This window comes from Microcoleus sp. B9-D4, from assembly GCF_036705105.1.
Taxonomy (GTDB): Bacteria; Cyanobacteriota; Cyanobacteriia; order Cyanobacteriales; family Microcoleaceae; genus Microcoleus.
This window is the reverse complement of record NZ_JAUBTS010000009.1, coordinates 19,819-43,813: the sequence shown is the minus strand read 5'-3', so window position 1 is coordinate 43,813 and position 23,995 is coordinate 19,819. Positions and strand designations below refer to the sequence as shown.

The window sequence follows — 23,995 nt, the reverse complement described above, 5'->3', positions numbered from 1 at the left end:
TTCAACCTTGACTAAAAGTTTGAATCAACCACCGATTAATTTCCCCATCATCTTCTGTTTGACTCCGATTCAAAGCTTCCTCAACTAACCGGATTTCCAGCCCCGGTAAAACCCGCGACTCTTGAATTCTCCCGCTACCTCCGCCATTAATCGCAAACGCAAAAACCTCCCGCGTGTTCGCACGTTCAACCCAATATTCACTAATTCCTGCATTTTCGTAAAGCAACCGCTTAGTGCCTAAATCATCGTTAAAAGAAGATGCCCCAATTTCTACTACCAAATTAGGCGGATCGTATTCATTCAAATCAACTGTTGAATTGCTATCATCAGGAGGCACTCTTAAATCTGAACCAATGTAGTAAGCTAAATCAGGTTGAAACTCGCCGATACCTGCTTTGCGAAAACTGGTGTTAGTAAACTGAACTACTCGGATATTTCTCAATGTTGCAAACAGAATAACTACACAGGCCATAATTGAATTTTGACGCCCGTGCAATGGCCCTACTGGTGACATTTCTACCCTCATGTGTTTTTGATAATAATAAAACTTACCCTTTTCCCATGCTGAATTCTCAGCAAAATTCAGAAACTCTTCCCACGTCGCCTTCACCCAAATATCCGTTTCCAAAACCTGCGTAATTGCCGAATTAGAAGTCATACTCCACCTCTACAATTTCTGTATATTCAAATTCATTTGGACTGCGCCTAACTAAAGGATAGCGCGTCCCGCCCAGTTCGATCGCATCTTCTTCACAATCAGCTTTCGGAGAATTGTACACCAGCACGTATTCCCTACCGGTGCAACTTTCCATTTCTTGAGCAACTTCTCCGCGCCACTGAGTTTTTGTTACCAAAACTACCAATTGATTTGCCAACTTCGGCAGCTTATTCGCGATTTGCTTGCGATAAATCTCGTCCAAACTCCCAAAGGGAGAATCCATCACAATTGGAAACGTACTGCTATCCGGGCCCATCAAAGTATTTTTTTGACTCCACTCCCGCACGCCCTCAATAATCCCGCCGATAAACGATAAACTGAGAATTTGATTTTCTCCCGTAGAAGCGGCAACCAATGATTCTTGTCCCGACGTATTTTCTACTAGCGTCAGTTCGTATTTATCGCTCAACTTGGGGATGTAAGGAGTAAAAGAAATTTGACTAAAAATATCTTGCACCCGCTTTTCTAACTGAGAACAAAACTGTTTCTCTAAGCGATCTCGCACTTCAGTTAGGCGAGCGATCGCATCCTGAGTCGCAGCAATCCGGCGCTGGGCTAATACTTGCCTTTGCTCATTCAGTTGCTGCTTATCGATTTGCTTGTCCAGATTCGCGATCGAAGCCTTCAAACTCTCAATCTGCTGCTGATTAGAGCCTGTTTCCCGGTGCAAATCGCCAATTTTTGCCTCAATTTCATCCAAGCGCTTTTGCAAGCGGCTGACATCCTCGTCAGGAAAATTTCGCAGCTTGTTGTGAATATCGTCTAACTGATTTTCCACCCGAGAAAGTTCGGTTCTGTCGCGGCTGATATTGCCTTGGTGTCGGTCAATTTCCTCCCAAAAATCAGCCACTTGTTTATTAATTTCATTTACCCGATCGCTAATCCGAATAGTTGTTTCTTCCACATCGCCAACACCCGCCTTATCCATCCAACCGCTAACCTGTTGGTGAGACTCCGAACCCTCCACTAATTCCGCACCGCAGATACACCGCTGCTGCGCTAATAACTCTTCCAAAAACGGCCGCTGAATCCCCGAAAGCAACGAGCCACATTCCCGCAAACCCCCGACTATTACTTCAAATTCCGCCGCTGCCTCTGACAGAAATACCCCATAACCCCGCATAGAGATTGAGCGTTTTAGAGCCTCTGTAGCTTGGGAAATTTGTTGCTTAAATAAACTTTTCTGGATTTCCAATTCGTCTCGCAACTTTTGTAAATCGGCCGCACCGCTAAGTTCCAGCAAATTACCATTAACTGCTTTTTTTAACTCTCCTTGGTTCGCCAATTCCCGCTCGATTTCTACTTGTCGGCTCGAAAGTTGCTCAGCTTCTTGCTCAAATTTTTGCTTATCTTTTAAAAGTTTCTTCGTTTCAGCATTGCCAATTATATTTAAATCTGTCTCCAGAGATTTTTTTGCTTCTCCTAAATGCCGGATCGATCTATTCAAGACTTCCACCCCCAGCAACTCCTTAGTAGCTTCCGCAATTTCTCCCTTCTTGTCATAGCGGACAATTTGCTCGATTCGCTCCCCATCAAAAAAGAAATATTTATGTAAACTTTCCGGCAAAATCCGCCCGATAATATCATCGGGATGCTGATCCGGCTTCAGCCAGAGACCGTTATCTTTTGCTACATTAAGAAACAATTCATCCTTGCCATGTTCTACAGTGTTTTCACTTTTATAAGCACGACGAATGCGTCTTGCTTGGTAGCGTGTGCTGTCGTGTTCAAACACAATTTCCGCCCAACAACCTATGGCTTTTCCCATTTCCGCCTCAGCCAGAGCGCGCTTGTTTACTAATTGTTCTTCTGCCGCAAAAGCCGCGCTAAATCTTCCGTAAAGTACCCACGTAAAGGCATTCATCAAGGCAGTTTTTCCGGCGCCATTATTACCGTGAATTACTGTAATATTTTGCATACCCCAAGCTAGTTTTATTTCTGGGCTTTTGCCGTAAAATTGACGAAAGTTGCACAGAGTAATTGAGATTAACTTCATACAATTGCTTCCTTAATAATTTTTAAAATGTCATCGTTAATGTGGCGGGGAGCTCTCATGTACAACTTATCTTTTTCAATTTCTAATACCCGCTCAATAATTTGTCGGACTTCGGGCGGCGCGCTAGTAATTGGTTGCTGTACGTCGCTGAATTCCTGATGAGTTTGATAAGCAGAACGATTTTCTGCTAAAAGACTTGTCGGTACGGATGCGATCGCACTATCTTCATATCTAAATGCCATAATCAGATTTTCATGCAGATTTTCAGTCATTTTTTTTTTCAAATATTAAAAGCTAGCAACTCAAACTGCGATCGAAGAATTCTCTATTCTCAAACATAAACCGAAGCTTAATAAATGTCAAATGTCTAATAGCCCGTAACGCCTCTGAATTTGCAGCAATTTCACTCTAGCTTCCCCAGCATTGTCAGCTAAATCGGCAAATTCCAAGAACCGCTTCAACTCTTTTCGCAGCAAATTGCGCTCGACTTCTAAGGTTTCCCGACCCAAATCTGGAGGCAAAACTATCATGTCAAATAAAGTTGCCCTTTCCTTCCCCGGATGTGGTCGCAAAATGCGTCCCCGGCGCTGAATAAACTGGCGCGGATTGCTGCTGCTTGCTAAAATTACAGCATTGCGAATTGCAGGGATATCCACGCCTTCATCCAAACATCGAATCGCGACTAAACCTTGCAATTCTCCACTCTCAAATTGCTGGCGCAATCGTTCTCTTTCTGCTAAAGGAGTTGCCGCAGTATAAGTGTTAACTCGGTAGCCTAATTCTGAACCCAATAACTTCGCGGTTTCTGTTAGTTGGCGGTTGTTATTTCGGCGCGCACCTCCTTCGATCGCACCGTCGCCGCAGTAAAATAAAGTGTGGGCTGTATCGAGACGGTGAATCATTAATTCTCGCAACGCTACTAATTTATTAGCCGCCGCTCCAATTAACCGAGCTCGCTGCATTAATAAAGTTGTTAAAGCATCGTTTTCTTCTACTTTTTCATCACCCCAAAGCGCCCAGCCAATCTTTTGAGTTAAGCGGGAATATTTGCGGGTTTCGGCTTCGGTCAATTCTACTAAAATTGGATAGTATAAATAATGTACTAATGCTTTTTGGCGGATGGCGTCGGCTAAGGTGAGTTCCGGCTGCAAAACCGGGCCGAAATAATCTAAAATAGCTTCGGTTCCTTGTTCGTCGAAATGCCTTTCTGGGGTAGCGGAAAGGGCGAGTCGCAGTCCAATATTGCGCGGCAAACTTTCTCCTAAACGGGGCGCGCCTAAGTTGTGAACTTCGTCTCCAATAATCAGGGTTTTTTCTGGGAAATAGCGCAGTTGCGATCGCAAACTATCTCCCATTAAGGTAGCATTGGTAGTGATGATTGTGAGAAATGCTCGCTCGCCTGATCGCACTTCATACAAACCCGCAGCCAGCTTATTTTGCCAACTGCGGGCGCTATCAAAAGCCAAAATAGGTTTTAAACCAAATTTCTCCGATTCGCGCGCCCACTGATTCACCAGGTGGCAGTAAGGGCAAATTACGAGCAGGACTTGCAGGTTAATTTTATTGTATAATTCAGTGGCGATCGCCAGCGCAGTAATCGTCTTGCCACTACCCGTCGCCATCTTCAGCGTACCACGTCCCTGATTCGCAAACCAATTAGCAACCGCCACTCGCTGATACTGTCGCAATTGCAGCGATGGCGGCATTTTCGGAAACCCAAATTGCGAATTATTAGCCGTTGAGCGATTCACCTTTAAATGTCGTTAGATGCAAAATTACCCTGACTCAACTGTAACTCATTTCTAATTAAAACTTAACAGCCCAAACAAATCATCCGCCGACAGTTGCAAATCCGACAGCACATCCAGAACTGGTAAAATATCTTCATTCTCTTTAATCTCAGGTTCCTGCTGCGGTTTAAAAACAATAACTAATCGTTCTTCCGGGTCAATCAGCCAACCCAATTTAGTCTTATTTTTAAGGCAAAACAGAATCTTATTAATCACGCGAGTTGAACTTTGATCCGGTGATAAAATCTCAATTATCCAATCGGGCGGAGTTTCAAACCTATTTTCAATTTCTCTCTTAGCATTCAGAGGAATACGATGCCACTCGAATACTGCGATATCTGGAACAATAGAACGTCCATCAAAAGAGCAGCGCAATTCAGCAAAAGCAAATGCTAACTTCTGCGGTTTTCCAACTCGATTAATCACAGATGGAAACTCGGATTGTAATGTACTGTGTTTTCCTTGGGGCATATCTTTTTGATAAATTTCACCATCAACATACTCGCTAGCCGGCTTAGTTTCTGGAAGCAACAAAAACTCTTCCAGAGAAATCTTTGACGGAGACTGAATTGACGTTACCATAAGCCATTAAACCCTCAAAAACTCTTAAAAATTCATATCGCTGTCAGTTTCCCAATCAGCACAACTCTCCGATTCCACACCAGTAGGGTGCATCGCACAAACCAACAAATTTCCCCCGTAAACTTGACCGTGATAGTTGCGACAACCGCGACAAGCCGGCTGCTGCGTCGGCGAAGGGTCTACATAAGTCACCATCGACAAATCTATCTCATCCAATTGCGGGTCGAAGTCGCGGCAAATTTCAATTATCGGTTCGATAAATTCATTAAATAAACCGTCAAATTCATTGAAATAACCGTCAATGTCGTTAATCAGATTATTTTGTACTTGTTCTGTAAACTCTTCCGACATTTTTGCCAAAACGTCGAGCATTTCGACAAACTCTTCGCCCACTTCGCTGAAAAACTGCTCTACTTCAGAAACAGCATTTTCCATTACTCCAAAAAAATCTTTAGACCAATCTTCCATGAATTTGACAGTTGGCTATTACAAAATATTTTACAGACAGGTGCAGCCAGCCTCATGCGAAGCGATCGCACCTATTTTCAATTCTATTACCTATTGCCGGATATCCGTCCACATTTGACAGGGCAGATATTCAAAAAGGGAACTCAAGAGTATTATCCTGAGTTCCCTTCATGGTTTGCTGAGCGAGCTTTTTGCTGCTTAATCCCGCTTCAGCCGCCGCAATTCCTCTTGTAAATTCTGCACTTGTTCGCGGAGCTTGTCTACGCCGCCTGTCTCTTTAGCATCTTTTGCCGAGACATCTTCTTCCTCAGAAACAATTTCAATCCGCCGAGGTTCAGCGGGTTTTTCGTTCCCAGCCGAGGCTACGGGGGGCTGCTGCTGAGCCTGTTGCACCATATCATCAACAAAGCGACGAGCTTCTTCCGTGGACATCTCGCCCCGTTTCACCAATTCGTCTGCCAGCTTTTGGGCTTCAGTGCGTAATTCAGTTAACTTGCTGCCAGCTTTTTCACCAGCGTAGGAAGCTAGCCCGACACCAAGGTACACTGCTTTTTGTAAAATATCTCCGAAACCAGGCATAGGAGCTACACCTCATAAAACTGGGTGAACCGGAGACCACGCCTATTACAAGCATCCCGTGTTGCTGCTACCTTCCGGTCCTGACAAGATTTGGGCGTTGGAATCGCGTGGGTCCAGTTCATTTATGAGTATAACACAGTTATTTATTCTTCAACCACACACCAGTGATAAATTTCATAAATAACGCAACCGTTCTTCACCAGCGGGTCTTCAGCGACGATCGCCTTCGCCTCATCCATCGAACCTGCCTCAAACAGCAACATACCGCCGCCCCGCCGCCCCCAGTAGCCAGTTTTCGCTCGGTGTCCTTTAGAAATCAACTCTCGGACATAAGCTCTGTGAGCTGGCACGTATTGGTCAAAGACAGGCTTTTCGACAATTCCTTGCTCAATTTTGACAAACCAAGGCATTTTTATTTGGGATTTTAGATTTTATATTTTAGATTGGGAATGGGCGATCGGCAATGGGATCTAGGGCAAATGCTCTATATTCCATTTTGCACCATCCTTTCTTAACTGCGATGTTATCCTATGAACCAGTCAAAACAGCGATTTTTTATTGCCCTAGTGCCGCCTCCCGATATTGAACAGCACATTACTGAGATTCAACAGTATTTTGCGGAACATTACAACAGCCGCGGTGCTTTGAATTCGCCGCCGCACATCACGCTGCAACCTCCTTTTCACTCGTTAGCGGAGGATGTTCCCAAATTAGAGGAAAGTTTGAACCAGTTTTCTGCAAATCGGCGGCCAATTCCCGTTACTCTATCCGGTTTTGCTGCTTTCGCGCCCCGCGTCATTTACGTTGATGTTGTCAAATCGCCCGAATTGCTGGAGATTCACTCATCTTTGATGAGTTATTTGGAGGCAAATTTGGGAATTGTCGATCGACTTTCTCAGACTCGCCCATTTGTACCGCACATGACAGTAGCGTTTCGCGATTTAACTAAAGAGAATTTTCAAACGGCTTGGTTGGAATTTGCAGGGCGATCGCTCCACTTTGAGTTTACCGCTCCGGCATTAACTTTACTGCTTCACGACGGCAGCCGGTGGAACATCAGCAACCAATTCCCACTTTCCGCCTAAACTCTCTCCCTTCTCTTTCTTCTCTTTCTTCTCTTTCTTCGCGTCCTTCGCGTCTTCGCGGTTCGTTTTTCCAAAAAAATCTTATTAGCAAATCCTGATAAATATCATTTCCTCACTACAAAACTGTTGAAAATTCAATACGGTTCAGATAAGACCGATCCCCCCTAGCCAAGAGGGCGGGCACTCTTAGCACCGCCCCTACAAAGGGGGGAAAAAGAAGTTGCTCTTGCGTCCCCCTTATTAAGGGGGATTTAGGGGGAGTTCCGGGGAATTAACATTGTTAACTGAACCGTATTGGTTTAAAATTAAAGGCAGTCACAACTTACCGAAAGCATCAAGGATACAAGCCCCGGATTCATCCGTGGTGGAGAAATAAAAAACCTGTATCCGATAAAATTGCCCCCCAATTTATCCGTGGGGTCAATGCTTCAATTCTAAAATCTAAAATCTAAAATCTAAAATCTAAAATCTAAAATCGATTGACCGATCGCTCTTATTCGGAGTTGCAAGTGCCACAGTTCCGTAAACCGAAATTCCCGAATGTTTCAATATTTGAATTGCCGACTTAACCGTAGTACCGCTAGTGTAAATATCATCAACTAACAGCACTCGATCGCGCGGGAGCCGACGACGAAAATCTTTCCCCAAACCTAAAGCATTTTTCATTTCCGCTTGTCGCTGCTGCGGCGTCAGAGCGAATAAAGCCTGAGTATTTTTCACCCGCTCCAAACCGTGCCGCTGCAAAGGCAAACCAGTCAGCTCGCAAAAACTTTCAGCCAAAAGTTCCGCCTGGTTAAAACCGCGCTCCTTCAGCTTTTCTTGATGCAGGGGAATCGGTACAACAGTTAAATTGTCTATAGCTAATTCGGGAAAACTCAGCCAAGCTTCCGCCAGCCAGCCGCCGAGAGGTTTGGCTAATTGCGGATTGCCGTCATATTTCAAAGCTGCGATCGCCCGTTTGAGAGCCCCGCCGTACTCACCCCACACAAAAACACGCTGCTGTGAATGCCAAAATCGACCCGGATCGCTTAATTGACATTGCTGAAGCTGCTTGTCACAGTAGGGACAAAACTCTCCGGCGGCAGGTCGCTGACAAAGAGGACAGTTAGACTTAAGAAATAGATTGAGAAAAGATTTGACTAATCCCGTCCATTGTCGCTTGTTCATCCTAAAATTGTCGTAAGTGATTAATGGGAAAAACTTTCAACTTCAATCAGTTTCCACCGACAGGCTCGCAGCGTGAAAAACCTCTACTGGTTAGACAAAATTCAACCTTCAGACCGAGATGCAGTGGGAGAAAAAGCATTTTACTTGAGCTGTTTGCTTCAGAAAAATCATCCTGTTGTACCGGGTTTTGTCGTACCTGCCACCACATTCTGGCAGTTTTTAGAGTCGATCGAGTGCCTAGAACCGCTGTTTGCTGACTGGCCACACTCTTCCCTGCACTTGAATGTAGATGAACCCAGACAACTGCAATCGATCGCCCGCAGCATCCGGCACCAAATCCTCGTCGGCAAACTGCCAGATTCGCTGCTCTCCACCCTAGAGTCTGCTGTTTCTCAACTCAACTCACAGTCAAACTTAAACTCCACAGCCTTAATTTTTCGCCCTTCCCTGACTTCCTGGAATCCGAAAACAGTCGGCATTCTGGAATCTCAGGCAGTACGGGCAGAACCCGAAGCCATTGGCGCCGGACTCAAACGAGCTTGGGCAGAAATGTTCAGAGCCCGAAGTCTATTTTACTGGCAGCGGTGCGGCCTGCGGGTACAGCAAATCAATCCCGCAGTTTTGGTGCAGCCACTTCAAGAAGCGATCGCCGCGGGCGAGGTGAAAACAAAGGCGGGTGCACAGTGGGAAATCCAAGCCACCAGCGGTTTGGGATTGTCCCTCGCTAGGGGAGAAACCATCCCCGATTACTATCAAGTGCAGCCAGAAACAAGCGCGGTTAAATTCCAGCGGATCGGTTACAAAACATTAGCCTACAATCTCAAAGTCGGCGATGGTGAACCGAAAAAAAAACTGCTACTGGGAAAGTTTGCTGCTTTCCCAATTCCCGATTATCCATTTATAATGCCTGACTTTGCTGACTGTTGCGTGCAAGTTTTAGCGCTGGGAGAGGAAGCACAAACAGAATACGTTTTAGAGGAATCGCAACTGCAAGAAATCATTGAATTGAGTAAAAAAGCGATCGCCGAATTTGACTCGGATTTAATTTTGGAGTGGACGCTAAACCAGACAGCAAACAGCGGCGAACAGCAGTTTTATTTCACTCAAGTGCGTCTTGTCAAAGGGGAAAAAGCCGCGCCGATAGAGGAAAATTCGATCGCCCTCCGGCAGCCAAACTCGATCGCCCCAGCCCGAACTCCTGCCATACTCAGAGGTGTGGCAGCAGCATCAGGAAAAGCCGAAGCAATTGCCCAAGTTATGACTAATTCCCACCCAGAAAACGCGGAATTCCTAGCCGGAGGCATTTTAGTAGCCCGGACAATCGAGCCGAATTGGCTGCCTTGGCTGAAGGTTGCTGCTGGGGTGGTTGCGGAACAAGGAGGTATGACAGGCCACGGCGCCATTTTAGCGAGAGAATTGGGAATTCCCGCCGTTGTGGGAGTGACCGGGGCCACGCGGGTGATCGCCTCGGGCGATTCGGTGTTGGTAGACGGCGATAGCGGAGAAGTTTTTGCCCTCGCCCAACACGATGCGATCGAGACAGGAGACAGCCGCCGACTTCGGGACACCGCAAAAAAGGCAGATATATACAGTACAGCAGCCAAAATGTCAATAGCCAAGCACCAATCTTCTACCTCTGATCGATCGTCCAATTCCGGGCCTAAATCTCGACAATCTGAGTCTACTCAATATGTTTGGGGCCCACCAACGGCGACTCAACTGCTAGTTAATGTCAGCCAAACAAGTTCGATTGACCGCCTCAAAAATCTGCCAATAGACGGCATCGGATTGCTGCGATCGGAATTAATGGCATTAGAAGCTTTGGACTGTGAAAACCCCAAAGTTTGGCTACAAGACGGCCGCCAATCGGAATTTGTCGATCGCATGGCGGATTGCCTCAGCTTATTTGCTGCTGCAGTTTCGCCGCGGCCAATCTTTTATCGCTCTCTCGATTTACGGGAGTCAGGCGCCCACGGCAGTTTCAGTTATACCTTTGAACCGGAATTATTTGATTGGGAACTGTGCGTACTTCAAAAAGTCTGCGAGTCAGGCTATACAAATGTTAATTTAATTTTGCCTTTCGTGCGCTCAGTTGACGAGTTTATCTACTGCCGCCAGCGCTTAGAAACAGTTTGGAAAAACCGCTCAACAGAGTTTCAGATGTGGATTATGGCGGAAGTTCCTTCGGTGTTATTTTTATTGCCAGATTACGTAAAAGCCGGAGTTCAAGGAATTTCCATCGGCACTAACGATTTAACCCAATTGCTGTTAGGAATTCACCGCCACTCCGACCAGGTAGCAGGTGCTTTCAACGGGCGCGATCGAGCAGTGATGAGGGCGATCGAACAATTAATCAAACAGGCCCGGGCCGCCGGCATTCCTTGCTCAATCTGCGGCGACGCTCCCGCATTGTATCCCGAGACAGTGGAATCCTTCGTGCGGTGGGGAATTTCGTCTATTTCGGTCAATGTCGATGCTGCAGAACAAACTTCCAGGGCGATCGTCCGCGCGGAACAGCGCCTGCTGCTAGAAGCCGCTCGATCGATAATTAACAATTAACCACTCCCGGACTCACTTGACCCCAGAAATCCGGTTTCTACTCCAAATTATAGCTTTGGCAAGCAGCCACCAGCTCAGAAATCGGATTTCTAGACAACCCGTGCGTCCAGGAATATTAACAACTACAGAAGTTCGGTTTCTGAGTATATCTACCAACCGCGCCCGACGGTTAGGAAATTCTTAATTTCTCAAACCCTGGCTTTTATTCCTTTTATTCCTTCTTCCCTCTTCCCTCTTCCTTCTTCCCTCTTCCTTCCACTAACATCGGATTTTAAAGCTAGGATAGAAATATAACCAATTCTTGACCACGAATTTCAAAGGTGGTACCCGCCACCTGATTTATCCGTGGAATCAATCGAAAATCTAAAATCGAAAATCCTTGCGTCCCCCGCATTTATCCGTGGGGTCAATCCAAAATCGAAAATCTAAAATCTAAAATCGAATGACCCGGAGGTACAAACCGTGAAATCAAAAATTATTGCAACCGCAGCAATACTTGCCGCCCTGGCCTTTCTGCATCCTCACCCAGCATTATCTCAACCTGCAACTGACGGTGGCAAAAAACCCGGATTCTGGCAACCTCAAGCGCAGGTTGACAATACTCGCAACATTACCCTCAGACTGTTAAATGAAACTGGATTAAACCTAGAATACGGTCAATCAGGTGGCAGCTTGTCATCCTTGCCCGTCGGAACCAGCAAAAACATCCTTGTTCGTATCAGCAATCGCACCGGCGATATTGCCAATATTCCGATTAATGCCAGCGGAGGAACCGCAACTTTGAAATACGACTATAACGTTGACTCGCAGACAAACATTGTGACGATTCGCATCACCAGATCAGACCCCCGCACTAGGCAAGACCGATCAGTTTATATTGATGAAAAAGGGCGAGTTTACTCTTTCTAAGACTAACGCTCATCAACCCGGTTTCTCATGATAAATTTTGCTTTTAGCAGCGAGGTATCGCGGCAGAAATCGGGTTTTTAGACTAGCGTGCATAAATTCTGTCTTTCTCAAAAAGAATGAATCAAGTGCAGCCCATCAAGAAGCGATATTTTTGTGCAGCGGATTTGACATTTCATCCCCAAAATCAACTGCTGCTTGCAATTCGGCGCTACTGGCGCACTGGTGCATCAGGTGGGTTTCGAGAGGATGTCAACCGCCGCATCGCAGACTAATATCCGTCGTTTCTCTTGATACCTGCGCCTCGATTTCCCTCTTCTTTCGGTTTAGCTTTGTTCACTCGCAAGGGGCGTCCCATCCACTCTGCGCCGTCTAATTCGGCAATTGCAGCGTCTTCTTGGGCATCCTCCATCATCTCAACAAATGCAAAACCGCGCATCCGACCGGTTTCCCTGTCGGTAGGCAAGACAACTCGCTTGACTGTGCCGTATTCTGCAAATACTGCTTTCAGGTCTTCTTCGGTGGCGCGGTAAGACAGATTTCCAATGTAGATAGTCATGTCGATCGAACTGAACTTGTTGTGCTATACATAATAACCTGTTAATTTAACTGTCAAGTGCTCTCTAGCATACAAGTGGGCGATCGACTCTGACTAAAAGGGTTTACCACACTGACTAACCCTTGGTACTGGCTGCAATAGTTAGCTTGATCAAAAGTCATCTCCTCACTCACCCTGCGGATGAGGATATGAGTTTTGGGGCGGGGAGGAATCCCACCCCTGAACAATACTTGATTTGAATCAGATCAGTGATGGGTGGGCGAGGAATCACCAAGCATCTTCGGAAACAAAGCGACTAACAAGGTATAATATATTAGGTTGCTCTGGGCCACGATCGTTGATATAGCGGTTTTCAACTTTCGTGAAGGACTTGCCAGTTAATTACCAATTCCCCACTTGTTCAATTCTTTAATTCTTTTATCTAAAATCTAAATCTCTACCTCACTCACTTGAGAATTTCTATACACATCTAGACTGCCCTTTGAGGAAACCTACTTCACATCTCCCCAGCCCTTGCCTAAACGGGGAGATGTCACTTTCAATCCTTGGGCAAAATTTGGAATTGCAAATTGGAAATGAGGAATGGGACAAATTTTCTCTCCATCTCCTTAATCCCCAGTTTAGGATATTACTTTTCTCAATTAAACTAAGGATGTGAGATTTAAAGCAGCTTTGTTAAGTGTTTGAGTACCAATTCGACTTTGGGTAATACCGCTGGCTGTTTCCGTTGCTCCTTTATTCAGAACATTCATCGCCTCTACCACTTGCTCAATAGCGATCGCCTGCTGTTTGGTATTCAGATAAATTTGCTGACTGCTGACAACAACACTGTTAATAGCATTAGCAACATTGTTAAAATTATCCGCCGTACCTTCAGTCAATTTTAGGCTATTATCTAAAGTTTTCTTGCCCTCATCTGTTACCATCACTGTTTTATTAATGGAATTCTTAATACCGTTTATCAAATCACTAATCTGATCCGACGATTTTTTGCTTTGATCTGCCAGTCTGCGAATTTCCGTCGCCACCACCCCAAACCCCTTTCCTTGTTCTCCGGTGCGTACTGCTTCCACTGTAGCGTTAATTGCCAGCATATTAGTTTGATTAGCCAAATCGCTGACTAAATTGGTAATATTAGCAATCTGATTGGTTTGCTGGCTCAAATGTAAAACTTGATCGGCGATCGCTCCGACTTTTTCCGTCAAACTCAACATTCCCTGCTGGGTTTTATTTACTATTTTACTGCCTTCTGCTGCCATATTTAAGACATTACTGGCATTTTCAAGGGCTGATTCGGCTTGCATAGCTGATTGCCTCGATGATGCGCCCAATTCATCCATTGTGGTAGTTGTTTGATTAACAGAAGCAGCTTGTTGTACAGCAATACGTTCCTGTTGCTCAATTGTAGCAGCAATCTCGGTAGAAGAACTGACAATCATATTAATAATACCTTTCAGCGCTTTATCTAAAGGTTTGGCGATCGCTATGCTTAAAGCTATGCCTAAAATAATCGCTATTAGCGGTCCCACGGTCATTCCCAAAAATACAGCACCTTGCGTCTTTTTACTATCATTTTGCGCTGTTTTATAAGCGTATTCTGCTTGCTTTTTGTTGGATTCAACAACTGCTAAAGTGGCTTTTTCCGAATTGATAAATTTAACACGAATCACCTTAGCTTGCTGACTAAGTTGATTCAAAAGGTTGCTAGCTGTGTTTGCTCTTGCCATTTCTGGCGAATTACTTTTACCCTGCTTAAGTAGTTTGATCTGCACACTTAAAGGATTCAAAATTCCCTGTTTCTCGAATTCTTGATTAAGTCGCAGCAGTTCTTGATCTTCCTGCTGCCACTCCTCCCAATACTTAAGCATTTGTTTATAGAGTGCGTCTTCCTCTGAGATACGTGGAATGACTTCGTATGCTTTAAAACCATCTTTAATCTGCTGCCAAGCCTTGTCCATTCTGTTTAATGCTTCTTGCCTTTCTGCTGGAGTGAGTGCAGAATTAATTAACGCTCTCTCGGATGACTCAATTTGGGTTTGTCCCTCGTTAATTTTCAATAATGCTTCAATACTAGGCAAGTTATTTTGACCGAGAGTCTCTATGTGTTGACTGAGATTAAATGTTGAGTTCCATCCTACCCACGCAACGAAAAATACTAACAGTCCCATCATCAGAAATGCACTGATCAGTCTGGTTTGTAAATTCATTTTTCTCAACATACTATTTCTTTTCCTTCTACTACAGTTATCCTCGCTGCAATCATGAACATATCTTGTATATTATAGCTTTTCTCAGCTAGATGAAATACCTCTTATGATTTTACATTGGAGATTTTATATTCTAAAATTAGGAATTAATTGATGAGTAACTCCTGCTTCTTAAAGTAGCTATCGATTTTGGGTAACGACGTAGTTGTGAGCCCGATGAGGTATCATATTGCTGACTCATTCTTAACGTTAAAATCTAAAATATAAGATAAATTAACTATAATTCGCTTAAGAGTCACAGCATCCCCAGAAGTGGAGAGGCTGCCACATACATTGATATCACTTTTGTTAACCAAGCATCGAATACATCATACATTACTAGCAATGAAATCTTATTATCTTGAGTTTACACAAGAAATTATCGATGTCGATAGTTGGCGAAGCAATATCACAAAAATTCATAGCTAACTGTTTTTTGGGACTTCTCAGTTTTGTAAAAAAATTTGTAAAAAAAATACTTAAACAGGCTCCTGAAACCAAAAATATTGCTCAGCGAGCTAATTTATGCGCTCCTGGAAAATTAAGGCAGAACAACTGATAATTTTAGCGCGATTGAAAATAAAAATGATTCAAATTTTGAATAACTTAATTCTTAACTCTATCAAGAAAAGGTTGAATGGCGATAAAAAAAACGAACCAACTTGTACAAATTTTTATCACAAGCACTATATAAAGTTCAATATTTTTTTCCGACTTAATACTAAAAAAATGATATAATTACATTTGATACTTTTACGAGCTGGCAACCTACAGAAACTAGGAAAAAATACTTTGGTAGTGATGGATAAGGGTCATAGAAATAGGCCAAATAAGTAAATAAAGTAATCCCAAAAAATGGCGAAATTAATATCCTTGTCGCCCGCTTTGCCCGATTTATCATAAGTCTAAGAAGTTATGGTCAAAACTTAAAAATATTTTCAGTTTTATCAACACAACAAATTATTAATGATTAGGAAAGGCTATAGAGTTTGCATTCCGTCAACTTTCTACGCAAAATATTGGGAACAGCTTTACACACTGCTGTTATTCTACTTCATCAATCTGAGAAAGGTTATACGGGAATCGCTTGTGTCTGTGCAGACTTTCTAGCGGGGACTGAGAAATTCAGTCTAGCCCTGTGTGGAAATCCCGTAAGGGAAAAACGCGGAAAGCCAAACTGTGAAGTTTGGAAGCCCACGCCATAACTGTAATCAGTTTGGCGTTGGGAGGATGTTACTGCTTTTCCTTAGTCGATCGAGATTGACTGAGGCCCCGTGCTTTTACCGTTGGTGGGTTCGGCTGGGGGAGTAGTGTAGGAAGTTGAACCGGCTTGATCGTCGATCCAGCTTTTAACGGGATCTTCGTGAAGGTTGAGTCGAAGCAGGCCAGATAAAAATCCGCCCGCGAAGGCGATCGGCTGTTCGATCAATTCTTTCGCCATTGGGATGAGTTCGTCGATGAACATTCAAGAGTCTCCTTGTGTTGCAGGGGTTCTACCTTAACTGTATCGTTTGTACTGCGATGCTGGCAGCGGGCTACAAAAAACCTTCCAGCGCTGAAGATGCGCGATCGGGCAATTTTCCGGCTCATGACTTACAATGCTAATCACATTGCTGCAAAAATTTTATGTGCCGTTTGCTGGGCTACCTAGGGGAGCCGATTTTACTTGATGCTATTCTGTACAAGCCGGAACATTCCCTAATTGTGCAGAGTTACGATCCCCGCGAAATGACTTCTGGCCTACTCAATGCTGACGGTTTTGGTATTGGTTGGTATCACCCGCACCTCGATACTGACCCGTTTACCTATAAAAATGTACAGCCAATTTGGAGCGACATTAACCTTCCGAGTATCAGTAGATACGTTGAATCTGGATGCGCGATCGGATATGTTCGCAGTGCAACTTCAGGACAAGCTGTAGATTTGAGCAACTGTCAGCCGTTTCAGAACGATCGCCTGCTGTTCGTACACAACGGCTTCGTGAAGAATTTTCGGCAAACTCTTTACAGACCAATTCGCGATCGGCTCAGCGATACGCTGTATCAATCAATTAACGGTACTACAGATTCTGAGCATATCTTCGGCTTGTTTGTCAATGAATTGACCGCCGGAAATCTGACCATACAAGCAGCTTTGCAAAACACGCTGACAATTTTGGCAGAGCTAGCAAACTTTCACCAAGTAGAATTTTCAGCTAATATAATTATCAGCGACGGACACCAGCTCGTTGCCTCTCGCTTTGCTTCCCAAAAAACCCCTCCTTCCCTCTATTGGCTGCGAGACGATTTAAATTTCCCGAATTCTGTCATTATTGCTTCTGAACCTTTATTTGCTGGCAATTGGCACTCGTGCCCAGTCCAGAGCATTATCAGTACCGGAGTAGAGCGTGATATCGAAATCTATCCAATCTTGTAGAGAGGCAATTTATCGCGATTTGCAGCAGTGTCGCAGCGGCACTTTCAAGCTATTTGCAGACATCGATTATGATACTTTTTGCCGTCAAGCTCATCCTGATTTCAGTCCAGTTGGCTGGCACTTAGGTCACATTGCTTATACTGAGGATTTGTGGCTGTTGCAGCGATGTGCTGGGTTGGAACCTGTGTTTCCTCAGTATCACCAACTTTTTGCTGCTGATATTTTGCCGAAAAAACAACGGGTTTTTCTGCCCGCGTTACCTGAAGTTGAATTATATCTGGACGCGGTGAGAAAAAAGGTGTTAGATTATTTGGAAGTAGCGCCGATCGACGAGCAAGAACGTCTCTGGCGGTTTATTATTCAGCACGAAAGCCAGCACTGCGAAACTGTTGCTTTCGTGTTGCAAATGCAAAGGAAGAAGGAAGAAGGAAGAAGGAAGAAGGAAGAAGGAATATTAATGCCCAATGCCCAATGCCCAATGCCCAATGCCCAATGCCCAATTACCGATTCGGCGATTGAAATTCCGGCCGGAGAATTTTACATGGGAAGCGATGCTGCTGAGGCTTTGGATAATGAGCGATCGCGCCACCTGTGTTATTTAGAAGCATACTCGATCGATCGCTATCCCGTCACTTGCCGTCAATACCGAGATTTCATGGAATCCGGCGGCTATCAAAACCATGATTGGTGGTCAGCGGGCGGCTGGAAATGGCTGCAAGGTGAAGCCGTCTCTCAACCGCTTTACTGGTCAGAAAATCAAGCTTTCAACAACCATCCAGTCTGCGGCGTGAGTTGGTACGAAGCCGAAGCTTACTGCAACTTTATCGGCAAGCGTTTACCATCGGAAGCCGAATGGGAAAAAGCGGCAAGTTGGGAGGCCACAAATCAAACATATCGCATCTATCCTTGGGGAGAAGAACCGCCAAACGGCAGGCTGTGCAATCACGGCAATAATATTGCCAATACCTCCCCAGTTGATGCTTTTCCCAAAGGAGCAAGTGCGATCGGCTGCTGGGATATGTTGGGCAATGTTTGGGAGTGGACTGCTTCAACTTTTGACGCCTATCCGGGATTTGAAAGTTATCCTTACAGGGGATATTCTCAAGTTTATTTTGATGGAGAACACCGGGTTTTGAAAGGGGGGAGTTGGGCGACTTTTCCGCAGGCACTGCGATCGAGTTTTCGGAATTGGTACTATCCGGGCGTGCGGCAAATTATTGCTGGTTTTCGCTGCGCTAAGTAGTTCGCTATTTCATTATAATTATCGAGTGCACGGCTCCGTGCGCTCCTTGGTTCTTAGTGAAGACTAAAGTCCTCAATACACTCGCTCGGACTAAAGTCCTCCCTACTAACTTATAACGGTTCTTTTACGGATACCATATAAAAGGATTGATGGGGAATTAGGGACAAATTTGTTTGCGAAATGCTAAAGCTTTGATCGGGTAAAAATATTAAATAAAAAAACTTTTGTGAAGTTTTTTATAATTTTAGTTGATAATTTTTAAGTTTTATTTAAGTTTTAATTGTGGATGCGAGATCCATCTGGTGAGATAATACAGAACCGAGAGCGACATGAAAAACCTCACTTGAGCGCGATATTTGGCAACGCGACTGCGTGGTATACCCATATGTGCATCTAAAAATTACTTTATGAAATCCCCAAGACTGTCCGACACGACCAACTCAGCCTCAACCAAAGAAAACCGGCTGCACTTAGAGCGGCTGGTGAGCGCTGCGGCGCCGACACCCGCAGAAATCAATGCTGGCAGCGATGCAGTTAGCGGGTTGACTCAAACCCCCAAATCCCTGCCTCCAAAGTATTTCTACGACGATCGCGGCTCGAACCTGTTTGAGTTGATTTGCCAGTTGCCGGAATACTACCTGACACGTACTGAGACGGCAATTTTGCAGGGGTGCGCGGGGGCGATCGCCAATTTAACGGGCCCCTGCGAAATCGTCGAACTCGGCAGCGGCAGTTCCACCAAAACTCGGATTCTCCTTGATGCTTACAGTCAACTGGAATATCCCCTGCACTATTTGCCGATCGACATCAGTCCTACTATCCTAGAAAGCAGCGCTTGTCAACTGTTGGCAGATTATCCGTCGCTCCACATTCACGGACTTGTCAGCACATACGAATTAGCCTTAGCGAAAATTGCACCGTCGCCGTTGCCAACCCGAATGATTTGCTTTCTCGGCAGTACCCTCGGCAATCTCAACGCTCAAGAATGCGATTTATTCTTCTCGCAAATAGTCGGTGCATTGCAGCCGGGAGAGTATTTTTTGCTGGGAATTGACTTGGACAAATCTAAGGATATTTTAGAGCCTGCATACGATGACAGTCAAGGAGTAACGGCAGCATTTAACTTGAATATGCTGCGACATTTAAATCGAAAATATGAGGGAAATTTTGATTTAGCACAGTTCGAGCATTGGGCTTTTTACAATCAAGAGGAATGTCAAATAGAAATGCACTTGAAAAGTAAAAAAGCGCAAACAGTGCAGTTGCGTTCTCTCAATTTAACGGTTGAATTTGCAGCGGGAGAAACTATCCGCAGCGAAATATCGCGCAAGTTTAATCTCAATACTGTAAAAAAAGAACTGTCGCAGCGTGGTTTAATGCCAGTGCAAGTTTGGACAGATCCAAATCAGTGGTTTGGCTTGATGCTTTGTCAGATGTCAGTTGTTAATTCCGCCTGGGAATGAATTCCCAGGCTAATAGCTAAAGTCCTCGCTATGAGGACTAAGGAGTTTAACAGGAATTACGCACTCTAGATGGTGTTGCAAGGCTTTGAGATTCTTCAGTTCCTTCGCAATGCTCAGGACTCAGAAGGACATAGTTACGTTGTTAATGCGTAAGTCCTATCTCAGTCCTCATAGCGAGGACTTTAGCTTTGAGGCAGGGAATTCATTCCCTGCCGGATTGTGGGTTTAACGTTTAACAAGTCAAATCAGGACTAAAGTCCTGACTACAAACAAATTACCAATTACCAATTAACAAATCGGCCGCTGTCCGGGTTTGACGGCGTGAATGTACTCGCTGCCCGACGTTGGCCATCCCCGCTTATAATAAGCTTCCTCCGGCTTCCCCCAGCCCAACTGCAACAAAATTTCTAGAAAATCCAACTTTTCCCACTTCGAGAGACTAGCCCATTCTGTGCGCTGGGCTATAGCCTCTACATCAACCGGCTCGATTGATCGAAAATCCTTCCCGCTGTTAATGCTTAAATACAAATCCATCCCCGCAGTTACCTGCTGCCAGAATTCCAACATAGCAATCTTAGCTGCCTTCAACGTAATCAAATCAACCGGTAGAGCTATTAATTCGTCATCCACTGCCGGATAGCGTAGAGTATTGCCTTTAACCGCCATTTCCCGCCAGACAATCCCAGAAACTTGATGTTCCCGCTGGTATTCGTGCACGGCAGCCTTAAAATTTTGATAGGCAGTGAACTTCTGAACTCCCTCAGATTTGAGAAAGCGGTCAATGACGGGGTTGCCTGTAGCAGGAGTTTCAGTCAAATTGAGACGCCGCCCATGCAAGCAGGCTTGGCGCTCTTCTTCGAGGATTTTAATGAGTTCCGCCGTGCTGTAGACCTTGGACATCTTTATTGAGGCAAAATCAAGATATTGGCTGATATTCGGCTGGTTTTCTCGACTAATCTTCGGTAAAGGTAGTTTTGCTGTTCTAGGCAATATTCAGTTTTGCCGTTATTCTAACTTTTCTTGCTGCTTAATTCTAGTTTGATAGTTTACAGGCGTCGAGCAGCCAAATCCCGACAGCCTCTTAAAAAAAGCAGTTAAGAGGGTATCGAATCACGAACTAGACTCGGAACTGCACCGCCGACGTACCTCGCGGGATTTTTCGCCAAAAACAAAGCCCCCTCGAAGGAGGGGGCAAAACTGATTTAGAGGTTTGGGAGTTTTATTTGATGGGTCGATCGAACAACCCGAAAAAAAAGCAGCATTCGCACCGGCCGTCAACTAGCAAAACTCAATTTTTCAGTCTCAAAGTTTAGTAGCGTCCGCGTGAAGAGCGCTCGCTGTCGCCCCAGCCGCCGCCGCCGCCCGAGGAGCGTCTGTTGTTGTTGTTTTCGCGAGGTTTGGCTTTGTTGACTTTCAAGTCACGGCCCATCCACTCAGCACCGTCTAAAGCTGCGATGGCTGCTGCTTCTTCTGCCTCGCTTGCCATTTCCACAAAAGCAAAACCCCGCATCCTGCCTGTTTCCCGGTCCATTGGCACTTGGACGCGGCTTACAGTACCGTACTCGGCAAATACTTCGTTGAGGTCGTCTGATGTTACCTCATATGAAAGATTACCCACGTAAATCGACATAAAATCTCCAGAATCATTAGGGTGCAGAGACTTAGATTCGGAGAGACGCTTGTAAATAAACACCAACAAACTACGCAACCGAATTTAATTCTTGGAAAACCACTATAACATGAAGCCAGCAGAATCAGCAATTGGCTGTCATAATTTTCAATGTTGGGTGCCGTCGGGCAATCGCCAACAGAAAGTATTCGTGATAACTGACATCTTACACTCTTGGCGTCCTCCGCTTGGTTTCTTGCTGCGCGATCGACCTGATATCTGAGATTTTTAGTCCCTGTTACCAGGTTGATTGGGTCTGATTGAGAACAGCGCCTGAGATTCAGTTATAACCGACAAAGTTCATCGACTACCTTAGACATTGACTTGAATATTCGGTTAGTGAAAAAACCTGACGGTCAATTGAGTACAGTTAGACCGCAGGCTTCTTTTTCCTTTTTTTCAAAGGCTTTTTATAGTGAGGTAGTTCCACCCCCACTTGCTAATATACTATCAGATTATTTCCAGATTATCAAGGGATATAGCGCTACTTTCTGGGCAGTGCGATCGTCTTAAGCGCCGATCGACGTGCGGTGACTTGTACTGTCTTATTTTTGAGTGAGGTACGACGCTAATTCTGGAATTTCACCGGCGCGCTGCCACTCGGCTTCCCCGCGCCGCACTTTGGTTCGGGCTGTGATTTCCTCAACCTCCCATAATTGCAATTTGGTATAGGGCCCTTTGGCTTCACCGCTGCGAAAGACGTACCATTGAGCAACTTCAGGAGTTGGCTGGGTCGATCGTCTTACTGACTTCATCCGATTCATTCCAGTTGTGGTTTTGAGCTGGTTGAGCTCTTGTTCTACCGGATTGGGAGGCGCTGAATTAGAATTGGGCGATCGCTTTTTTTTAGCCTCCGGCTTACCTCTAGCAATTTCTACTTCGCGCGGCCACCCCCAGAAATGCCACACCGCCACCCACACTAGCGCCACGGCAGATCCTAAAATATCTTCTTGTGTTTCTGACCATTCTTTCGACTCTCCAAACAGCAGAAAACCGATCGCACCGAGTACGATCGCTATGAGGTTTAGGTAAATTAGGTTGCTAGTGTCGTTAGCTGCTAAGTGCCAACTGGTTGTGTGCCGAACAAAAGATTGGCTGGTTGCTGTTTTGTTGTGTTTCCAAGCTTTTCGGGCTTGAAGGCGACTGTAACCAGGAGAGTCAGCGGGCCACCAAGTCGCGGCCCAATTAACTAGATGCGCTGACCAATACTGCAAAGCTGCATATCCCACTATCCCGCTTAGCAGTACGCAAATAACTAACAGAAAGGTTGTCAGCGGCAGTAGCTGTATTGGCACGATTTCTGCCGTCGCAACAGTTAGCAGAAAAAACGGAGTACCAGTTAATACTGGAACTAACAAAAGTTCAAGTATCTTTAGAAGGTATGCATAGAAAATCCCTAAGAATTTAAGAAGAATTTTAAGCAGTTTTGCAAAGCGGAAGTGATACAGGTAAGCAGAGGCGATCGCACTTCCTAGAATTACAGCAACGAGCGCGCCCGAAAAGCTTCTGATCGGCAGCATAAAAAGGGCAGTCGGCGGAATTCCCATCAAAATCGCAGCAGGTAGCGTCAGAAATGCGATAATACCTTCCCTCCAGTGGTGCCAAGCTGATACAGTCGGCGGTTGCTGATTGTGTCGGCGAATTTCCACCCACTCTGCAAGCTTGGTTAACCCCCAGTGATAGAAAGCAAATAACCAGATTTGGCAAAACCAAGCAAGTACGATCGGGAATTCCCAGTCAGAGTTCCTGATGGTGTACCAGTACGTCCTGCTAAATCCGTAGGAATAGTAGTAAGCATTGGGCCACAGTAAAGAAACAATCAGCCAAAAGCTAATACTTAAGGCAAACCCTCTGGCGCACGATCTAGGATCGGGGAGGAATTTCGGCCAATTATTCATGGTTGGGATAATTTGACGGGATATCAATATTGTCCCATTGCGCCGATCGTTCTGGGCTGTGCGATCTTAAGCGCCGATCGCTTGAGACCGATCGCCCGATCTGGGACTATTTAAATTAAGTTGCTGCAATTTACCAACTTTAGAATAAAGATAACTGTGCTTCTGTGAGTTCCTTGTCCCTCAAAAAATCATCTATTCTACTAGCGACAATCTGACAGTAATCAGCCCTAATTTCAAATCCAATAACTTGTCGCTGCAAACCCATATCCACAATTGCTGTAGTCTCGGAATCCATAAACGGATCTAAAACAATGTCGTTTAAATTGATGCCGACTTGATGATGCGATCGACAACAGCAACAGGAAATTGAGCGGGGTGAGGCGTGCGTTCTTTTGAAGCTCGGTTTTTCCCCGACGTAACTTTTGGGAACTGCCAAACATCCGTCGGATTTTTGCCTTTTAAGTTTACTTTAATCTTGCCGTTCTTTTTCTGATTCGGATATTTCACATTTGGGTCGCGCACTTCATCCAAATTAAATGTATACTTGTCTTGATTTTTCACATACCAGAGAAACTTTTCATTGCGGGGTGAAAAGAACTTGCAGCCCGCAACTCCCGCGCCTTAGTTCCAGACAACTTTTTGAATCAGATAA

Annotated in this window: 23 protein-coding genes, 1 other RNA gene and 1 pseudogene; 8 read left to right on the top strand and 17 right to left on the bottom strand. The window is 45.0% G+C overall.

Going from position 1 to position 23,995, the window contains the following annotated elements; translation table 11 throughout:
* Position 1: 1 nt before the first annotated feature.
* The 9 genes from QUB24_RS07975 to QUB24_RS07935 all read right to left on the bottom strand — a co-directional run bounded on the left by QUB24_RS07975 (position 2) and on the right by QUB24_RS07935 (position 6,543).
* Positions 2 to 658, bottom strand: a complete 657-nt coding sequence (locus tag QUB24_RS07975) for a Uma2 family endonuclease (RefSeq protein ID WP_333152218.1) — start codon at positions 656 to 658, stop codon at positions 2 to 4.
* Positions 648 to 2,714: an AAA family ATPase gene (locus QUB24_RS07970; protein WP_333152216.1), complete on the bottom strand. Its 2,067-nt coding sequence runs from the start codon at positions 2,712 to 2,714 to the stop codon at positions 648 to 650. Before QUB24_RS07970 ends, QUB24_RS07975 begins: the two co-directional genes overlap by 11 nt.
* Positions 2,711 to 2,986, bottom strand: coding sequence for a hypothetical protein (locus tag QUB24_RS07965; RefSeq protein WP_333152214.1), 276 nt, complete (start codon positions 2,984 to 2,986; stop codon positions 2,711 to 2,713). The genes QUB24_RS07970 and QUB24_RS07965 overlap by 4 nt, the downstream gene beginning before the upstream one ends.
* Positions 2,987 to 3,073: 87 nt before the next feature.
* Complete coding sequence (locus QUB24_RS07960; RefSeq protein WP_333152382.1) at positions 3,074 to 4,420, bottom strand: DNA phosphorothioation system restriction enzyme; 1,347 nt, start codon at positions 4,418 to 4,420, stop codon at positions 3,074 to 3,076.
* Positions 4,421 to 4,516: 96 nt separating this feature from the next.
* Positions 4,517 to 5,086 (bottom strand): Uma2 family endonuclease, encoded by a 570-nt coding sequence (locus QUB24_RS07955; RefSeq protein ID WP_333152212.1) that lies wholly within the window; start codon positions 5,084 to 5,086, stop codon positions 4,517 to 4,519.
* 24 nt (positions 5,087 to 5,110) lie between these two features.
* Positions 5,111 to 5,554: a hypothetical protein gene (locus QUB24_RS07950; protein WP_333152210.1), complete on the bottom strand. Its 444-nt coding sequence runs from the start codon at positions 5,552 to 5,554 to the stop codon at positions 5,111 to 5,113.
* 198 nt (positions 5,555 to 5,752) lie between these two features.
* Complete coding sequence (locus QUB24_RS07945; protein ID WP_333056143.1) at positions 5,753 to 6,133, bottom strand: phasin-related domain-containing protein; 381 nt, start codon at positions 6,131 to 6,133, stop codon at positions 5,753 to 5,755.
* A 23-nt stretch (positions 6,134 to 6,156) separates the two neighbouring features.
* Positions 6,157 to 6,253: signal recognition particle sRNA small type (gene ffs, locus QUB24_RS07940), an RNA gene on the bottom strand.
* 23 nt (positions 6,254 to 6,276) lie between these two features.
* A complete protein-coding gene (locus tag QUB24_RS07935; protein ID WP_006632991.1) occupies positions 6,277 to 6,543 on the bottom strand; it encodes a YciI family protein in 267 nt (88 codons plus the stop codon).
* Positions 6,544 to 6,663: 120 nt separating this feature from the next.
* Between QUB24_RS07935 and QUB24_RS07930 the strand changes: the two genes are divergently transcribed.
* On the top strand, positions 6,664 to 7,218 hold the full coding sequence (locus QUB24_RS07930) for a 2'-5' RNA ligase family protein (protein WP_333152208.1): 555 nt from the start codon (positions 6,664 to 6,666) through the stop codon (positions 7,216 to 7,218).
* A 462-nt stretch (positions 7,219 to 7,680) separates the two neighbouring features.
* Here the strand turns inward: QUB24_RS07930 and QUB24_RS07925 are convergent, their stop codons facing one another.
* A complete protein-coding gene (locus QUB24_RS07925) occupies positions 7,681 to 8,385 on the bottom strand; it encodes a ComF family protein (protein WP_333152206.1) in 705 nt (234 codons plus the stop codon).
* Between the two features lie 72 nt (positions 8,386 to 8,457).
* Here QUB24_RS07925 and QUB24_RS07920 point away from each other — a divergent pair, with 72 nt between their 5' ends.
* The 3 genes from QUB24_RS07920 (at position 8,458) to QUB24_RS07910 (ending at position 12,125) form a co-directional block, all read left to right on the top strand.
* On the top strand, positions 8,458 to 10,944 hold the full coding sequence (locus QUB24_RS07920) for a putative PEP-binding protein (RefSeq protein ID WP_333152204.1): 2,487 nt from the start codon (positions 8,458 to 8,460) through the stop codon (positions 10,942 to 10,944).
* Positions 10,945 to 11,406: 462 nt separating this feature from the next.
* Positions 11,407 to 11,853 carry a hypothetical protein gene (locus QUB24_RS07915; RefSeq protein WP_333152203.1) on the top strand — a complete coding sequence of 149 codons (447 nt, stop codon included), beginning with the start codon at positions 11,407 to 11,409 and terminating at the stop codon, positions 11,851 to 11,853.
* Between the two features lie 116 nt (positions 11,854 to 11,969).
* Positions 11,970 to 12,125: a hypothetical protein gene (locus QUB24_RS07910; RefSeq protein ID WP_333152202.1), complete on the top strand. Its 156-nt coding sequence runs from the start codon at positions 11,970 to 11,972 to the stop codon at positions 12,123 to 12,125.
* Here the strand turns inward: QUB24_RS07910 and QUB24_RS07905 are convergent.
* From QUB24_RS07905 to QUB24_RS07895, 3 genes are all read right to left on the bottom strand, one after another.
* A complete protein-coding gene (locus tag QUB24_RS07905) occupies positions 12,122 to 12,409 on the bottom strand; it encodes an RNA recognition motif domain-containing protein (RefSeq protein ID WP_015179076.1) in 288 nt (95 codons plus the stop codon). The two genes, QUB24_RS07910 and QUB24_RS07905, sit on opposite strands and share 4 nt — an antisense overlap.
* Before the next feature lie 641 nt (positions 12,410 to 13,050).
* Entirely contained in the window at positions 13,051 to 14,616 is a 1,566-nt protein-coding gene (locus QUB24_RS07900; protein ID WP_333152200.1) for a methyl-accepting chemotaxis protein, read from the bottom strand.
* A gap of 1,285 nt (positions 14,617 to 15,901) precedes the next feature.
* Positions 15,902 to 16,120 carry a hypothetical protein gene (locus QUB24_RS07895; protein WP_333152197.1) on the bottom strand — a complete coding sequence of 73 codons (219 nt, stop codon included), beginning with the start codon at positions 16,118 to 16,120 and terminating at the stop codon, positions 15,902 to 15,904.
* Between the two features lie 161 nt (positions 16,121 to 16,281).
* Between QUB24_RS07895 and egtC the strand changes: the two genes are divergently transcribed.
* From egtC to egtD, 3 genes are all read left to right on the top strand, one after another.
* The gene (egtC, locus tag QUB24_RS07890) at positions 16,282 to 17,070 is read left to right on the top strand and encodes an ergothioneine biosynthesis protein EgtC (protein WP_333152194.1); all 789 of its coding nucleotides are present in this window, start codon (positions 16,282 to 16,284) and stop codon (positions 17,068 to 17,070) included.
* Positions 17,042 to 18,313, top strand: coding sequence for an ergothioneine biosynthesis protein EgtB (locus tag QUB24_RS07885; RefSeq protein WP_333152192.1), 1,272 nt, complete (start codon positions 17,042 to 17,044; stop codon positions 18,311 to 18,313). The genes egtC and QUB24_RS07885 overlap by 29 nt, the downstream gene beginning before the upstream one ends.
* A gap of 407 nt (positions 18,314 to 18,720) precedes the next feature.
* Positions 18,721 to 19,776, top strand: a complete 1,056-nt coding sequence (egtD, locus tag QUB24_RS07880) for an L-histidine N(alpha)-methyltransferase (protein ID WP_333152190.1) — start codon at positions 18,721 to 18,723, stop codon at positions 19,774 to 19,776.
* Between the two features lie 288 nt (positions 19,777 to 20,064).
* On the opposite strand, the gene QUB24_RS07875 is transcribed toward egtD, so the two are convergent.
* Complete coding sequence (locus QUB24_RS07875; protein ID WP_172191765.1) at positions 20,065 to 20,676, bottom strand: hypothetical protein; 612 nt, start codon at positions 20,674 to 20,676, stop codon at positions 20,065 to 20,067.
* A 409-nt stretch (positions 20,677 to 21,085) separates the two neighbouring features.
* Positions 21,086 to 21,406 carry an RNA-binding protein gene (locus tag QUB24_RS07870; RefSeq protein WP_333152188.1) on the bottom strand — a complete coding sequence of 107 codons (321 nt, stop codon included), beginning with the start codon at positions 21,404 to 21,406 and terminating at the stop codon, positions 21,086 to 21,088.
* Positions 21,407 to 21,515: 109 nt separating this feature from the next.
* Between QUB24_RS07870 and QUB24_RS07865 the strand changes: the two genes are divergently transcribed.
* Positions 21,516 to 21,668 (top strand): hypothetical protein, encoded by a 153-nt coding sequence (locus QUB24_RS07865; RefSeq protein ID WP_333152186.1) that lies wholly within the window; start codon positions 21,516 to 21,518, stop codon positions 21,666 to 21,668.
* Positions 21,669 to 21,990: 322 nt separating this feature from the next.
* Here the strand turns inward: QUB24_RS07865 and QUB24_RS07860 are convergent, their stop codons facing one another.
* Both QUB24_RS07860 and QUB24_RS07855 read right to left on the bottom strand, forming a co-directional pair.
* Entirely contained in the window at positions 21,991 to 23,343 is a 1,353-nt protein-coding gene (locus tag QUB24_RS07860; RefSeq protein WP_333152184.1) for a DUF4339 domain-containing protein, read from the bottom strand.
* A 139-nt stretch (positions 23,344 to 23,482) separates the two neighbouring features.
* Positions 23,483 to 23,904: pseudogene (locus QUB24_RS07855) on the bottom strand (DNA-methyltransferase).
* Positions 23,905 to 23,995 lie beyond the last annotated feature (91 nt).

Bases quoted from the DNA above. Each gene is read 5' to 3' on its own strand.
- QUB24_RS07860 (WP_333152184.1), bottom strand. From the start codon at position 23,343: ATGAATAATTGGCCGAAATTCCTCCCCGATCCTAGATCGTGCGCCAGA.
- QUB24_RS07905 (WP_015179076.1), bottom strand. From the start codon at position 12,409: ATGACTATCTACATTGGAAATCTGTCTTACCGCGCCACCGAAGAAGAC.
- QUB24_RS07935 (WP_006632991.1), bottom strand. From the start codon at position 6,543: ATGCCTTGGTTTGTCAAAATTGAGCAAGGAATTGTCGAAAAGCCTGTC.
- QUB24_RS07910 (WP_333152202.1), top strand. From the start codon at position 11,970: ATGAATCAAGTGCAGCCCATCAAGAAGCGATATTTTTGTGCAGCGGAT.
- egtD (WP_333152190.1), top strand. From the start codon at position 18,721: ATGAAATCCCCAAGACTGTCCGACACGACCAACTCAGCCTCAACCAAA.
- QUB24_RS07930 (WP_333152208.1), top strand. From the start codon at position 6,664: ATGAACCAGTCAAAACAGCGATTTTTTATTGCCCTAGTGCCGCCTCCC.
- QUB24_RS07895 (WP_333152197.1), bottom strand. From the start codon at position 16,120: ATGTTCATCGACGAACTCATCCCAATGGCGAAAGAATTGATCGAACAG.
- QUB24_RS07955 (WP_333152212.1), bottom strand. From the start codon at position 5,086: ATGGTAACGTCAATTCAGTCTCCGTCAAAGATTTCTCTGGAAGAGTTT.
- QUB24_RS07960 (WP_333152382.1), bottom strand. From the start codon at position 4,420: ATGCCGCCATCGCTGCAATTGCGACAGTATCAGCGAGTGGCGGTTGCT.
- QUB24_RS07925 (WP_333152206.1), bottom strand. From the start codon at position 8,385: ATGAACAAGCGACAATGGACGGGATTAGTCAAATCTTTTCTCAATCTA.
- QUB24_RS07865 (WP_333152186.1), top strand. From the start codon at position 21,516: ATGAAGCCAGCAGAATCAGCAATTGGCTGTCATAATTTTCAATGTTGG.
- QUB24_RS07875 (WP_172191765.1), bottom strand. From the start codon at position 20,676: ATGTCCAAGGTCTACAGCACGGCGGAACTCATTAAAATCCTCGAAGAA.
- QUB24_RS07950 (WP_333152210.1), bottom strand. From the start codon at position 5,554: ATGGAAGATTGGTCTAAAGATTTTTTTGGAGTAATGGAAAATGCTGTT.
- QUB24_RS07970 (WP_333152216.1), bottom strand. From the start codon at position 2,714: ATGAAGTTAATCTCAATTACTCTGTGCAACTTTCGTCAATTTTACGGC.
- QUB24_RS07975 (WP_333152218.1), bottom strand. From the start codon at position 658: ATGACTTCTAATTCGGCAATTACGCAGGTTTTGGAAACGGATATTTGG.
- QUB24_RS07945 (WP_333056143.1), bottom strand. From the start codon at position 6,133: ATGCCTGGTTTCGGAGATATTTTACAAAAAGCAGTGTACCTTGGTGTC.
- egtC (WP_333152194.1), top strand. From the start codon at position 16,282: ATGTGCCGTTTGCTGGGCTACCTAGGGGAGCCGATTTTACTTGATGCT.
- QUB24_RS07900 (WP_333152200.1), bottom strand. From the start codon at position 14,616: ATGAATTTACAAACCAGACTGATCAGTGCATTTCTGATGATGGGACTG.
- QUB24_RS07965 (WP_333152214.1), bottom strand. From the start codon at position 2,986: ATGACTGAAAATCTGCATGAAAATCTGATTATGGCATTTAGATATGAA.
- QUB24_RS07870 (WP_333152188.1), bottom strand. From the start codon at position 21,406: ATGTCGATTTACGTGGGTAATCTTTCATATGAGGTAACATCAGACGAC.